13 protein-coding genes are annotated in these 14,060 nt (G+C 39.0%); 1 reads left to right on the forward strand and 12 read right to left on the reverse strand.

Annotated features, from left to right (window positions below):
* Positions 1-73: 73 nt before the first annotated feature.
* The 11 genes from IGI42_RS02225 to purC all read right to left on the reverse strand — a co-directional run bounded on the left by IGI42_RS02225 (position 74) and on the right by purC (position 11,718).
* Complete coding sequence (locus IGI42_RS02225; protein ID WP_438714020.1) at positions 74-511, reverse strand: DUF3788 family protein; 438 nt, start codon at positions 509-511, stop codon at positions 74-76.
* A 21-nt stretch (positions 512-532) separates the two neighbouring features.
* Positions 533-1,447 (reverse strand): aldo/keto reductase, encoded by a 915-nt coding sequence (locus IGI42_RS02230; protein ID WP_438714022.1) that lies wholly within the window; start codon positions 1,445-1,447, stop codon positions 533-535.
* Positions 1,448-1,950: 503 nt separating this feature from the next.
* The gene (gene purD / locus IGI42_RS02235; RefSeq protein WP_438714024.1) at positions 1,951-3,201 is read right to left on the reverse strand and encodes a phosphoribosylamine--glycine ligase; all 1,251 of its coding nucleotides are present in this window, start codon (positions 3,199-3,201) and stop codon (positions 1,951-1,953) included.
* A 14-nt stretch (positions 3,202-3,215) separates the two neighbouring features.
* On the reverse strand, positions 3,216-4,751 hold the full coding sequence (gene purH, locus IGI42_RS02240) for a bifunctional phosphoribosylaminoimidazolecarboxamide formyltransferase/IMP cyclohydrolase (RefSeq protein WP_438714025.1): 1,536 nt from the start codon (positions 4,749-4,751) through the stop codon (positions 3,216-3,218).
* Positions 4,748-5,320: a phosphoribosylglycinamide formyltransferase gene (purN, locus tag IGI42_RS02245; RefSeq protein WP_438714027.1), complete on the reverse strand. Its 573-nt coding sequence runs from the start codon at positions 5,318-5,320 to the stop codon at positions 4,748-4,750. Before purN ends, purH begins: the two co-directional genes overlap by 4 nt.
* Positions 5,320-6,363: a phosphoribosylformylglycinamidine cyclo-ligase gene (purM, locus tag IGI42_RS02250; protein WP_438714029.1), complete on the reverse strand. Its 1,044-nt coding sequence runs from the start codon at positions 6,361-6,363 to the stop codon at positions 5,320-5,322. Before purM ends, purN begins: the two co-directional genes overlap by 1 nt.
* Before the next feature lie 46 nt (positions 6,364-6,409).
* Entirely contained in the window at positions 6,410-7,855 is a 1,446-nt protein-coding gene (gene purF / locus IGI42_RS02255) for an amidophosphoribosyltransferase (protein WP_438714030.1), read from the reverse strand.
* Positions 7,840-10,059, reverse strand: a complete 2,220-nt coding sequence (gene purL / locus IGI42_RS02260; protein WP_438714031.1) for a phosphoribosylformylglycinamidine synthase subunit PurL — start codon at positions 10,057-10,059, stop codon at positions 7,840-7,842. The genes purF and purL overlap by 16 nt, the downstream gene beginning before the upstream one ends.
* A complete protein-coding gene (purQ, locus tag IGI42_RS02265) occupies positions 10,059-10,739 on the reverse strand; it encodes a phosphoribosylformylglycinamidine synthase subunit PurQ (protein WP_438714032.1) in 681 nt (226 codons plus the stop codon). Before purQ ends, purL begins: the two co-directional genes overlap by 1 nt.
* A gap of 1 nt (position 10,740) precedes the next feature.
* The gene (gene purS, locus IGI42_RS02270) at positions 10,741-10,995 is read right to left on the reverse strand and encodes a phosphoribosylformylglycinamidine synthase subunit PurS (protein ID WP_438714033.1); all 255 of its coding nucleotides are present in this window, start codon (positions 10,993-10,995) and stop codon (positions 10,741-10,743) included.
* A gap of 3 nt (positions 10,996-10,998) precedes the next feature.
* Positions 10,999-11,718, reverse strand: coding sequence for a phosphoribosylaminoimidazolesuccinocarboxamide synthase (gene purC, locus IGI42_RS02275; RefSeq protein WP_438714034.1), 720 nt, complete (start codon positions 11,716-11,718; stop codon positions 10,999-11,001).
* A 253-nt stretch (positions 11,719-11,971) separates the two neighbouring features.
* On the opposite strand from purC, the gene IGI42_RS02280 reads away from it, so the two are divergent.
* Positions 11,972-12,343 carry a hypothetical protein gene (locus tag IGI42_RS02280; RefSeq protein ID WP_438714035.1) on the forward strand — a complete coding sequence of 124 codons (372 nt, stop codon included), beginning with the start codon at positions 11,972-11,974 and terminating at the stop codon, positions 12,341-12,343.
* Between the two features lie 124 nt (positions 12,344-12,467).
* On the opposite strand, the gene IGI42_RS02285 is transcribed toward IGI42_RS02280, so the two are convergent.
* On the reverse strand, positions 12,468-14,030 hold the full coding sequence (locus IGI42_RS02285) for a hypothetical protein (protein ID WP_438714036.1): 1,563 nt from the start codon (positions 14,028-14,030) through the stop codon (positions 12,468-12,470).
* Between the last annotated feature and the right edge of the window lie 30 nt (positions 14,031-14,060).

Raw genomic sequence — 14,060 nt, forward strand, 5'->3', positions numbered from 1 at the left:
TATGTAATTTACAACAATTCAAAATAAAATGCAAGCTTTTTTTGACTAATGTTCGTGAATCACGAACATTCAGTTAAACTTTTTGCGTTTCTCTTAATTTTTTCGCTTGAAGACTTACTAGATAAATGACATCTTCCATTTCAGCTTCTGTTGTTACGCTCATTTCAAACTGTTTCGTATCCCTTGTTACCAGTTTATATTGTTCCTTAAATTCATCAGACATCACTTGCAACATCGGATTTAAGTAACTTCGACTGAATTCTGGAAAAGGTGTCACTACAGAAAAGTAGTCATTGTGGATAATAATCCGGCACAAAACGCCACCATATTGAACTACCTCTATATACCAGCCAAATCTTTTTTGAAACATGATCTTGATGTCAGGATCGTAATGGCGGTTCAATTGTGCAAGTAAAATTTTTAAGTAATGGGCGTTTGGCAAAAAGTCCATAAACTGATCTAAATCTGGCTTGGCTGCTTCCATTTGCGATATTTGCCACTTGTTTTCCATAATACTCGCCTCTTTCATAACTTAAGGTAAGTCATTTCCTGCAGCAAGATAGATGCTGTACCAATCTTCTCTTGACAGTACAATGTCAGCTGCTTCCGCAATTTCCTTGATTCGTTGTTCATTCATCGTTCCGGCAATGACTTGCATATTGGCTGGGTGACGTAAGATCCAAGCACTCGCTAAACCTGTAGGTGTTGTGCCGTAACGTGCAGCCAATTCTTTTAGTTGTTTATTTAACTCTGGGAATTTTGGATTATCGATAAAGACCCCTTCGAAGAAACCATATTGATACGGTGACCAAGCTTGGATGGTCATCTGGTTGATGCGAGAATATTCGATCAAACCACCATCATGATCCACACTGCGATCGTCCTTCATATTCACATGAATGCCTTGGTCAATCATTCCGGTGTGCATAATTCCAAATTGTAATTGATTCGCAATTAACGGTTGTTTTACCGCCGTCTTCAGTAATTCAATTTGACTTGGATTTTGGTTGCTCACTCCAAAATAACGAACTTTTCCCTCTTTTTCCAATTTAGAAAAAGCTTCTGCTACTTCTTCTGGTTCAACTAAAGCATCGGGTCTGTGTAACAGCATAGCATCAAGGTAGTCCGTTCCTAAGCGTTGTAAACTACCCTCTACTGATTCAATGATATGATCTTTCGAAAAGTCGAACATTACTCCTGGAACAATTCCACATTTACTTTGAATAATCAAGTCTTCCCTCTTGATACTCGTTTTCTTCAAAGCGTCACGAAAGACTTCTTCGCATTCCCCTTTACTATAGATATCAGCATGATCAAAGAAATTGATTCCGTGCTCGTAAGCTGTTTCGATAACGCGAACAGGGTCTTCTGCTTTATTCATTCGCATACAGCCCAAAATAACGGCTGAAACGTCTAAGTCAGTCGAACCAAATTTGATTTTACGCATATACTAATCCCCTTTTCCTGTTTTCTAATCATATTTTCATAATAATTTTACCATTTAAACCGGTTTCTGTCATTCTAAATGCAATATCCTTTCGATTCTGAAAATAATTGATTAAAAGCGTTACCAAACCAGTAAAACTGCGCCACAAAAACACCCATCAAAAACTAATCATTGCCTCATTTAATGAGTTTTCTGTCGGCACTTCGTCTATTATCGCTCTTATGTGATTATCTGTAAAGAAGTAACGGCTGATTTATTATCTTTACTTTAAGAAGATGAAGTTATGGAAAATACTGTGTAAACTCGCACATTTCCAGAATGATAATCCTAAAATCGGTTAAACTGCTCTTCAAAGTTCCTTATTTTTTTAATTTATATTCAACAAACTTTGTCTATGAACACAGTGATACTTTAGCAAGTTTATTAATAGAGATAATCCTTAACCGTATCTATTCACTTACAAAAAAGCAGATACTCCTTTATAGAGTATCTGCTGTGTCTTATTATTTTAAGCTTTTATCTCCTATATCGTTGCGATAGAAGAAGCCCGTTGTATCGACTTTATTTAACGCTTGGTAAACTTTAACTTGGGCTTGTTTAATCGTTGCCGCTTCTGCTTCAACTAAAAATACCCTTCCACCCGAGGCTGTTAATTGATCTTTGTCACCCGCAGCACCCGCATAATAGACTGTAACGTCATCTTCAAAATTTGGAATGGCCATCCCTTTTTTGTAAGAAGCAGGGTAACCCTCAGCAGCCACCACTACACCCACAGAAGCAGTATTTTTCCATTTCAGTTCTGGTTTTTTGTCATTCAGTAGATCATCAATAACTTCTGCAAGATCGCTTTCCATTCGCGGCAATACAACTTGGGTCTCTGGATCGCCAAAACGAGCGTTGAATTCAATTACTTTGGGACCAGACACCGTAGCGATTAACCCGGCATATAAAATACCCGTAAATGGCGTCCCATTTTTCATCATTCCGCTAGCTGCTGGATGAAGAACTCCGTCAATCGCCTGTTGCACAATCTCATCAGAAATTTGGGGAACTGGTGAATATGCCCCCATTCCCCCAGTATTTGGTCCTTGATCTTGATCGTAAGCCCGTTTGTGGTCTTGGGCAATCACCATAGGGTAGACTTCTTCATCCCGAACAAAGGCCAGCAAGGAGAATTCTTCTCCTTCTAAAAATTCTTCGATTACGACTTTAGAGCCACTAGCACCGAACTTCAGATCTGTCATCATTTCTTTCAATGCCTCTAGGGCTTCATCCAAAGTCATCGCAACAGTTACACCTTTACCCGCAGCTAACCCATCTGCTTTGATAACAATCGGCGCACCTTTTTCATTCACGTAAGCAACCGCTTCATCATAATCAGTAAATGCTTGATATTCAGCAGTTGGAATCTGGTTGTTCATCATAATTTCTTTTGCGAATTCCTTAGAACCTTCGATCATTGCCGCTTGTTTATTGGGACCAAACGCTTTTAAGCCAGCTGTTTGGAAATCATCTACGATACCGTTCAATAATGGAACCTCTGGACCAACAAACGTCCAAGCAATTTGCTGTTCTTTTGCAAATTTGATTAGTTCAACGTGGTCATCTTCGTTGATCGCCACAGTTTGGATCCCATCTTTTTCCATACCGGGATTTCCCATGGCGCAATAAACATCACTAACCTTGGGGCTGGCAAGGATTTTTTTAGCAATTGCGTGTTCACGTCCACCACTGCCGATAATTAATACCTTCATTTGTTACCTCCCTATTAATGTCTGAAATGACGGCCGCCAGTGAAGACCATTGCGACACCGTATTTGTTTGCCATTGCAATTGAATCTTTGTCGCGAATACTACCACCTGGCTGAACAATTGCTTTGATTCCGTGATTAGCTGCGTATTCCACACTGTCATCCATTGGGAAGTATGCATCGCTGGCTAAAACAGCTCCATCCATTTTATCTTTAGCTTGTTCCAATGCGATCTCTACTGAGCCAACGCGATTCATTTGTCCAGCACCGATTCCGACTGTTTGTCGTTCGTTTGCTACTACAATTGCGTTAGATTTCACATGTTTTACTGCTTTCCAAGCAAAACTTAAGGCTTTCAGCTCTTCTTCTGTAGGTGTGCGGTCAGTGACCACTTCCCAGCTGTCGCTAACTTCCGTTACTAAATCTTGATCTTGAACTAATAAACCACCCAAGACCGAGACTGTTTCTGGTGAATTGTCTTCCTTCATTTGATCGAAGTCTAATTGCATCAGACGCAGATTTTTCTTCGTTGCCAGCAAATCAAAAGCTTCTTGGTCAAAGTCAGGTGCTACGATAATTTCCAAAAATAACTTGTGCATTTCTTCGGCTGTTTTTAAATCAATCGGGCGATTAGCGATTAGAATCCCACCAAAAATTGACTTTGGATCTGCTTCATAGGCAAACTGATAAGCCTCCGAAATAGTTTTTCCGCTACCGATCCCACAAGGATTCATATGCTTCAAAGCAACTACGGTCGGTTCGTCAAATTCCCGAATAATCCGTAAAGCCGCATCAGCATCCTTAATGTTGTTATAAGACAACTCTTTACCATGTAATTGTTTTGCGCTAGCAATTGAGAAAGGAACAGGTATTGCTGACTGATAGAAAGAAGCATTTTGATGACTGTTTTCACCATAACGTAATGATTGCTTTAAATCATAAGTCAGAGTTAACTTCTCTGGTTCAGCTTCATCCACTGCCTTTGTCAGGTAATCTGCGATCAAAGCATCGTAAGCAGCAGTATGACGGAAAACCTTAGCAGCTAGACGTTTGCGGGTTGCTAGAGTTGTTTCTTGATTTTCTTTTAGCTCGCTCAAAATAATTGCATAATCTTTTGGGTCAACAACCACAGTGACTGATCCAAAGTTTTTAGCAGCAGAACGCAACATACTTGGCCCACCGATGTCGATATTTTCGATTGCTTCTTCTTCTGTCACACCATCTTTACTGATCGTTTCTTTAAAAGGATACAAATTCACGCAGACAAAATCGATCGGTTGAATATCATGCTCTTTCATGGCATCCATATGACTGGCTAGATCTCTACGTCCTAACAAACCGCCATGAATTTTTGGATGTAACGTTTTTACTCGTCCATCCATCATTTCAGGAAAGCCCGTCACTTCGTCGATTGCCAAGGTAGCAATTCCGGCTTCGTCTAAGGCTTTTTTGGTGCCTCCAGTCGAAATGATTTCGATTCCTTGTTGAACTAAGCCTTTGGTAAATTCTACGATTCCTGTTTTATCTGATACACTGATTAGTGCTCGTTTCATTTTGACGTCTCCTTTACAATTTCAGCAATTACTCGTGGATACAACTGATGCTCCACTTGATGTATTTTTTCTTCTAATTGTTCCAAGGTTTCTTCTGGATCAACCGTTACCGCTTCTTGGGCGATAATCGGGCCAGTGTCCACACCACTATCGATGTAGTGAACAGTCACACCTGTTTCACTAACCTTCGCTTCATAAGCATCCTTGATCCCGTGCAAGCCAGGAAAATTCGGCAGCAGCGCTGGATGAATATTTAAAATCCGATTGGGGTAAGCTTCTAATAAACCTTCACCGATAATTCGCATATAACCAGCCAATACAATCAAATCTACCTGATGCTCTGCTAATAATTCAAGCAAAGCTGATTCATAAGCCTTTTTATTTTCAAACTCTTTTAATTCAAAAGCCGTCGCTGGAATGTCGTTGTTTTTCGCTCGCTCCAATACATAAGCATCCCGGTGATCAGAAAAAAGCAGAACAATTTCAGCCGGAATATCTCCTGCTTTGACAGCTTGAGCGATTGCTTCGAAGTTTGAACCATTGCCAGAGGCCAATACCGCTAATCTCATTAGTTAGCTCCTTTAAAACTGATGGCTTCATCTTTACGTTCGACCACTTGACCGATAGTATAGAAGTCTTCTTTTAATTCTTTTAAGGTTGCTTCAACTTTGTCAACTTTTTCTGGTGAAACAGCTAAAACCATGCCGATACCCATGTTGAAAATTTCGTACATTTCCATAGCTGGGATTTCGCCGTATTTTTCCATTACCTCAAAAATCGGCAGTACCGGCCATGAACCTAAGTTAATTTCACAAGCTAAGTTATCAGGTAACATCCGAGGAATGTTTTCCACGAATCCACCGCCAGTCACATGGGCAATGCCGTTCACTAATTCGTTTTTCACTAAAGGCAATACAGCTGAAACATAAATTCTAGTTGGAGTCAACAATTCATCTGCCAGCTTTTTATCGTTTAATTCTGGGATTTTAGCGTCCACAGTCAATTGCTTTTGTTCAAAAAAGATTTTGCGAACTAAAGAATAACCGTTTGAGTGAATACCAGAAGACGGTAAGCCGATTAATACATCTCCGGCATTAATTTTGTCACCAGTAATCATTTGACTCTTTTCAGCGATCCCAACTGTAAATCCAGCTAAATCGTAATCGTCTTCCCCATACATGCCCGGCATTTCAGCCGTTTCGCCACCGATTAACGCCGCACCAGCTTGCACACAGCCTTCTGCTACACCAGCTACTACTTGTTCCAAGCGAGCCGGAACATTTTTACCCGTTGCTATATAATCTAAAAAGTATAAAGGTTCAGCGCCTTGTGCCACGATATCGTTCACGCACATTGCCACACAATCAATCCCGATTTGATCATGTTGATCCGCTTGAATCGCCACCATTAATTTAGTCCCAACACCATCTGTTCCAGAAACCAAGACCGGTTCCTTTATCTCAAATTGGCTTAAATCAAAACAACCGCCAAATCCACCAATGGCTCCCATGACTCCCATTCGTTCTGTTCGTTTTACATGTTTTTTGATGCGTTCTACTACTTCATAACCAGCTTCTACATCTACACCAGCTTTTGCATACGCGTTTGCCACTAAATTCGCCCCTTTTTAAATTAAAAGTTAGTCTTCTTGCTCAGTTCTATTTTAGAAAGAATGATGTTTTTTCTTTTAATGATGCTTGGTACTGATCCTCATAATCATACAATGGGGTTGGGAAATCGCCATTAAAATACGCCATACACAAACCAGAATATGGAGCATCAAAGTTTAATCCAATTGATTGAATTAATCCTTCTTCACTTAAAAAGGCCAAAGAATCGGCTTCAATGCAGTCGCGAATTTCATCCACCGTATGATTGGCTGCTATTAATTCTTTGCGCGTCTGAATGTCAATACCATAAAAGCAAGGGTACCGTAGTGGTGGCGAAGCAATTCGTACGTGAACCTCTTTGGCTCCAGCCTCTTTTAACAAGTTAACAATCCGTCGACTAGTAGTTCCCCGAACAATGGAATCATCAACCATAATAACTTTTTTACCTTCAACAACACCGCTTACGGCTGAAAGCTTCATCCGAACGCCTTGTTCACGAAGTTCTTGAGTCGGCTGAATAAAGGTTCGAGCTACATATTGATTTTTTACTAAGCCCATTTCGTAAGGGATTCCTGACGCTTCAGCGTACCCACTAGCTGCTGATAAGGATGAGTTAGGAACACCAACTACCATATCTGCATCAATCGGCGATTCTTGAGCCAATATTTTGCCCATTTTCTTTCTGGCACTGTGAACATTGACACCTGCAATATTAGAGTCAGGCCGTGCAAAATAAACGTATTCCATGGAGCAAATCGCATGTTGAGTATCCTTAGTGAAATAATCTACTGTTAAACCTTCATCATTGATGATGATGATTTCCCCAGGATTCACATCTTGAATAAATTCTGCACCGACAACTTCCAAGGCACAGGTCTCTGAAGCTACAACATAAGCACCGTTAACCATCCGGCCAATTGACAACGGCCGAAAACCATTAGCATCCAAAGCAGCCACCATTGAATCTTCTGTCATCATCAAGTAGGCAAAACCTCCTTTGACAGCGTTCAGAGATTCCTTCAGCTGATCAAGGAACGTTTCCTTGTGACTGCGGCGGATCAAATGCATCAAAATTTCTGTGTCAGAGTTGGAATGAAAAATCGCTCCATCTTTTTCAAGTTCATTTCGTAAACTTTTGGCATTTGTTAAATTACCATTGTGGGCCAATGCCACGTCACCATCGTAAAATTTGAAAAGAAAAGGCTGAATGTTATCCACACTGCCATTACCTGCTGTTGCATAACGAACGTGACCGATTGCTGCTTGTCCTGTTAAGCTAGACAGCTGTGCATCATCTTCAAATACTTCGGATAGGAGACCTAATCCTCGGTAACCAGTTAGTTTTCCTTGATCGTTCGCAACAATTCCAGCACCTTCTTGTCCCCGGTGCTGAAGACTGTGCAAACCAAAATAAGTGACGCGGGAAGCATCTGGGTGACCCCAGATGCCGAATACGCCACATTCTTCATTTAAGCTTCTTACTTCATAAGACATGGAATAGCTTCCTCCCATAAATCTGCCGCTTGTTTCGTTGCCACTTGAATTTGACCATCTTCTACTTGGATTGACAATTCGCCGTTATCTGTTACCTCTCCGACTAACTGCGCTGCTTCTGCCATTATTTCCTCAAAAGCCGCTTGTTTTTCTTTTGAAACCGAAACAACAAAGCGTGATTGGGTTTCAGCAAACAGGTTTTCTTTTGGCATATTCAGTTTAACTGCTACACCTAATTCATTATTGAAAGCTGCTTCTGCAATTGCTACAGCCACGCCACCTTCGGCACAATCGTGACAGCTAGCGACTAATCCTGCTTTGATTGCTTTAAGCATGGCTTCTTGATTCGCTTTTTCAGTTGCTAAATCAAAATCCATGATCTTACCTTCAATACGACCTAACTGCATTTTTTGAATTTCTGTTCCATTAAAGTCTGCTTTGGTTTCACCGACTACGTAAACTAAATCACCAGCATTTTTAAATTCCTGCGTAGTAATATGTGCCAAGTCTTCAATTAAACCAACCATACCGATCATTGGTGTAGGATAAATGGCTTTTCCATTCGTTTCATTGTAAAGAGATACATTTCCCGAAATAACAGGAGTATTTAATGTACGACAAGCTTCTGAGATACCATCGGCAGAAGTCCACAATTCCCAGAATACTTCTGGTTTTTCAGGAGAACCATAGTTCAAGCAGTCAGTAATTGCTAACGGTTGTCCACCTGAAGCAACAATGTTACGTGCCGCTTCCGCTACTGCAATTTGTCCACCAATTTCTGGATTTAAATACAAGTAACGAGCATTACAGTCAGTTGTCATAGCCAAAGCTTTGTTTGTACCACGAACACGTAAAACCGCGGCATCGCTTCCAGGACGAACAACTGTATTGGTTCTTACTTGTGAATCATAGGTTTCGTAAATTGAACGTTTTGAGGCAATTGTTGGCTGCTGCAGTAACGCTAGCAAAGTTTCCGTAGCATCATTTACTTCAGGCACAAAATCCGCCATTGCTGCAAATTCTTTGATCCGTGCTGGTTCTGTCCGTTCATTTTCATAAACTGGTGCATCCTCAGCCAATGCATCAACTGGTAAATTCGCCACTTCTTCACCATGATGATATAACCGATACAAACCATCGTCAGTTACTTCGCCGATAGTGACGGCATCTAATTCATATTTTTTAAATAATTCAACCACTTCTTCTTCGTGTCCTTGCTCAACACAAATCAGCATCCGTTCTTGTGATTCTGAAAGCATCATTTCGTAAGGGGTCATATTAGTTTCCCGTTGAGGTACATCGTCAAGGTACAATTTCAATCCTGATCCAGCTTTTGAAGCCATTTCAGCACTTGACGAAACTAAACCAGCTGCGCCCATATCCTGAATCCCAACTAAAATATCCGCATGATCCAAGATTAATTCTAGACATGCTTCTAATAGTAGTTTTTCCATAAAAGGATCGCCTACTTGAACCGCAGAACGTTGTTGTTCTTCCCCTTCAACAAATTCTTCTGATGCGAAGGTCGCTCCATGAATGCCATCTCGGCCTGTTTTAGCACCAACATACATAATTGAGTTGCCGACTCCTTTAGCCTGGCCTTTTTGAATATCTTTATGATCGATTAAGCCCACACACATTGCGTTAACTAATGGGTTGCCGTCATAACACGGATCAAAAGCAACTTCTCCACCTACTGTTGGAATTCCGATACAGTTACCGTAGCCGCTGATACCAGCTACCACTTCTTCTAACAAATATTTAGTTCGTTCATTATCTAATTCGCCAAAACGCAAGGAGTCTAAACAAGCGATAGGCCGAGCACCCATACTGAAAATGTCGCGAATAATTCCGCCTACTCCAGTAGCTGCACCTTCATAAGGCTCCACTGCAGAAGGGTGATTGTGACTTTCGGCTTTAAAAACAACCGCTTGCCCGTCGCCAATATCAACGATCCCTGCTCCTTCTCCTGGTCCTTGTAAAACTTGTTCGCCATCGGTCGGAAATTTACGTAAGACTGGTTTAGAGTTTTTGTACGAACAATGTTCACTCCACATAACAGAAAACAAACCTGTCTCTGTATAGTTCGGCATCCGACCTAAAATATCTTCTGAAATTAAGCGGTATTCTTCATCGGTTAAGCCCCATTCAGCATAAATACGTTGATCTTTAATCTGTTGTGGTGTTGGTTCTACGTTTATCATTAGTTAGCGGTCACCTTTCCGAAGTTGTTTAAGATAGAAGCAAAGAATTTCTTACCATCCTCTGAGCCCAGCAATTCTTCCATCGCCCGTTCTGGATGGGGCATCATACCGAGGACGTTGCCTTCTTTATTAATAATACCGGCGATATTCTCGATACTGCCGTTGATATTGTCACCTTCGTAGGTAAAGACGATTTGATTGTTGGCTTTCAATTCAGCTAACGTTTCTTCATCACAGAAATAATTTCCTTCGCCATGAGCAACAGGAATTTGAATCACTTCATCCTGTTCGTATTCACTAGTGAATTTTGTTTGATTGTTTACCACTTTTAGTGGCGTAATTTTGCTAATAAACTTCAGTGAATCATTTCGGCGTAATGCTCCTGGCAATAAGCCGGCTTCAGTTAAAATTTGGAATCCGTTACAAGTGCCGAAAACAGGTTTACCTTGTTCTGCAAAACGAACGACTTCATTCATAATATTAGCAAAACGGGCAATCGCTCCACAGCGTAAATAATCGCCGTAAGAAAAGCCGCCTGGCAATAATACGCCGTCAAAGCCTTCTAAGCTGTCGGCGTCATATCGAACATATTCGCAATCGGCCCCCATGATTTCTTTCATCGCCCAATACATATCCATGTCACAATTAGAACCAGGAAATACAATGACAGCAAATTTCATGCTAGGCTTCCTCCATCTCAAGGACTTCAAAACGATAGGTTTCCATGTTGACATTTGCCAATAACTTGTCACAAACTTCTTCAATCATCTCTTCTACCGAACGATCACTTTTGGCAACTTTCATCTCAAAGTATTTTCCAATACGGATCTCTTCAATTTCTTCGTAGCCTAAACGGTGAACGGCTCCTTTAACAGCTTCTCCTTGAGGATCAAGAACGGACTCTTTATAAGTGACATAAACTTTTACAAAATACATGGGTTAAGCTCCTTTTCGTTTGTTTAATCGATTGTATACTTCTTGATAAACGGGAATAATATCCCCTAAATCACGACGGTAAATATCTTTATCTAAGTGGTCATTAGTCGTTAAGTCCCACAAACGGCAAGTATCTGGCGAAACTTCATCTGCCAGTAAAATCTCACCTGACTCCGTACGACCAAACTCTAGTTTGAAGTCCACTAGTTTAATATTAATTTCAGTAAATAGTTTTTTTAGTGCTTCATTAACGTCCAGTGCCATTTTGCGCAACGTTTCAATTTCATCAGCAGTTGCAATATCCAGCACTTTAATATGGTCCTCAGTAATCATGGGATCGTCCAAGGCATCATTTTTGAAGTAGAATTCAACAATAGGAAATTTTAGCGGGGTCCCTTCCGTAATTGCTAGTCGTTTCGCAAAGCTACCTGCGGCAACATTTCGCACCACAACCTCAAGGGGGATGATTTCAACAGAACGGATTAATTGCTCTGTTTCTGAGAGTTGCTTGATAAAATGATTATCAATGCCCACTTCATGAAGATAAGAAAATATTAAACTTGTAATCTGATTGTTAAGTTCGCCTTTGCCAGCAATCTGATCTTTCTTTGCTCCGTTTAAAGCAGTTGCCTGATTCAAGTACTCTACCCAAACAACTTTCGGATCATCAGTTTTAAACAACTGTTTTGCTTTGCCTTCATAGAGCAATGCCTCTTTTTTCACGCGTAAACGCTCCTTTATAGTGAACAATTTATGAAACTCGACTAAAATTGTTCGTTTTGTTTTCATTTATAGTGTAACAAGCTAAAATATGCTGGTCAACGCTTTATCGTATATTATAATATATTTTTCTTTATATAGTTCGTGTTTTACCTGACAAGACGTTGGGAGGTGACTAATTCGTTTCAGATAACGTTTACAATTGATTCTAAGGATGATATATTCTATTTGAGAGAACAATATCGGAGGAATGATTATGTTAGATCCACAGTCTGCTGCTCAAGAATTTATCGCTACACTCTCTGAGCACGATCAACAATTGTTACTTAATTCACTATTAGGCTTAAATGAATCTCATACAATCAATTGCAATGTCAGCTTTTATTCTTGTCGCAACCTGAAGAAGATCTTAAATCCTAAGCGCTCTGAATGCATGCAGTCATTACATTTTAAAAATAATCACCACGATGAATTAATTATCACACAACTAAAGGATCATTCGTTTTTGAAGAATTCTTATCGGATCGAAATTTTATATAATAATCATTCCTATGATTATTCTTTGATTTCTTCCTTGTTAGACTCATTAAAACAAAACTACTTCATTGAGATGGAATCTTACGCATAGTAAAACCCGCATGTTAATGTTAACATGCGGGTTTTACTACGTTTTCCGAACGATCAAATAAGAAATAGCCAATAGATTATACACCTCTATACGCTTTTTCTTTTCGATTAAAACCATATAATATTTACTCCACTATACTTTTCAAGCTATAGGACTGTAAGTACTTTGCTATCATGATTATTGCGAAAGGAAACAGCAGCATCGCATAACGTGGGCTTGCTTCCCACAAAATAAGAAAACAAAAGTATCCAGAAATAAAAATATTTCCCAAAAGAACAAAAACGTCAAATTTTCGGAAGAATTGACATATTGACAAGATCACTCCAACATAAATACAGTATTGTACTACCATCATAACTATATAGAGAATAAGACCTGATGTTTTATTGTAAAGTAACGTCATCCTATTCTTTTCTTTATTTGCTCCTAAAATCATTTCAAAAGTTGATTTTAAATCGCCAGAACTCCATGTTACTGAAACTTTGTGATTGACAAAATTAATTTTTTCAACTAAAGATAGTTGATTCAAACGATCTTTGATAATTTCAAAATGAGTTTGAGTAATTTCTGTTTTTGGTTTTTTCTCTTCTAAAAATAACTTCCAAGTAAACGCCTGATCATCAGAGTTATAAACACCTGGCGCCCAAGAATACGGGTTACTCTCGCCTTTTTTTGCATTACTAAGTCCCATCATGAGATAGTGAGTATTAGGCTGACCAAAATTGCTATCAGGAAATATGTTTTGATTTATTATAATTTGTTTCCAACCAAAAATTCCTAGTATTAAAAATACTATCGGTAAAAAACTGATAATTTTTAAACGTCCCGAAAATGAAATCCAAAATGTTACAAAAAAAGCTAGAATAACAATCAAAACTGTTCCTTTTCCAATATAGCCTAAAGTCAAACTAATCAAAGTAAGACTTAAATATATCCAGTTGACTTTTCTTTCTAAGTTTTTACTAATGTTCATTGATTGATTTTCTTTGATAAACTTCGTGAAAAAGAATAATGCCATCGACACAAAAAATAATGCCAACGTATCCGTATAAGCCACCCCTACGTGCAAAGATATTTGAACCGCAAATATCCAAAATTGAATAGCTATTAACGACACTAGATTACAGATTTTAATATTTCTCATAGCGAAAAAAGAAAAAAGTATTGTAATAGCATGCAACAAACAAAATGCGACAATTATTGTGGAATATTCTCTTCCAAACAAAGTATGGATACCTTCAAAAATAAACATCAAAAATAAATTTTGAGGATTTGAATACATATAGTCATATCCTAAATGGTTGTTTGCAGATAATTGATCTAAATAGTTAAGAGTGATACTAGTATCATCCACTGGATTGGTAAAACCAATAAATCTAAAAAAGAGTAGTAAACTGATGATGTAAATTAGAAGCTCCACTCCTAAAATAATTAATGTATTTTTATCACTTAAACGCATTTGACTCGATCTTTTCTTTAGTATTCTCCATAGAAAAAAATACAATAAACAAACAAGTGTAAGGCAACCTATATTCAAAATAATTATAATTTTAGGTGAGTGTTGGGCTCTAAACATCCCAAAAATCGGACCGATTTTCGGGATGATTATTGTTGTACCAACTACCCATAGCATTAAAATTATTGAAAAAATCGAAAAAAACCTGTAAGTAATTTTTTTAAAGTTCACTGATTAACTCCTCTTTAACCTGGTAGTTGG

The organism is Enterococcus sp. AZ109, from assembly GCF_051714625.1.
Taxonomy (GTDB): Bacteria; Bacillota; Bacilli; order Lactobacillales; family Enterococcaceae; genus Enterococcus_A.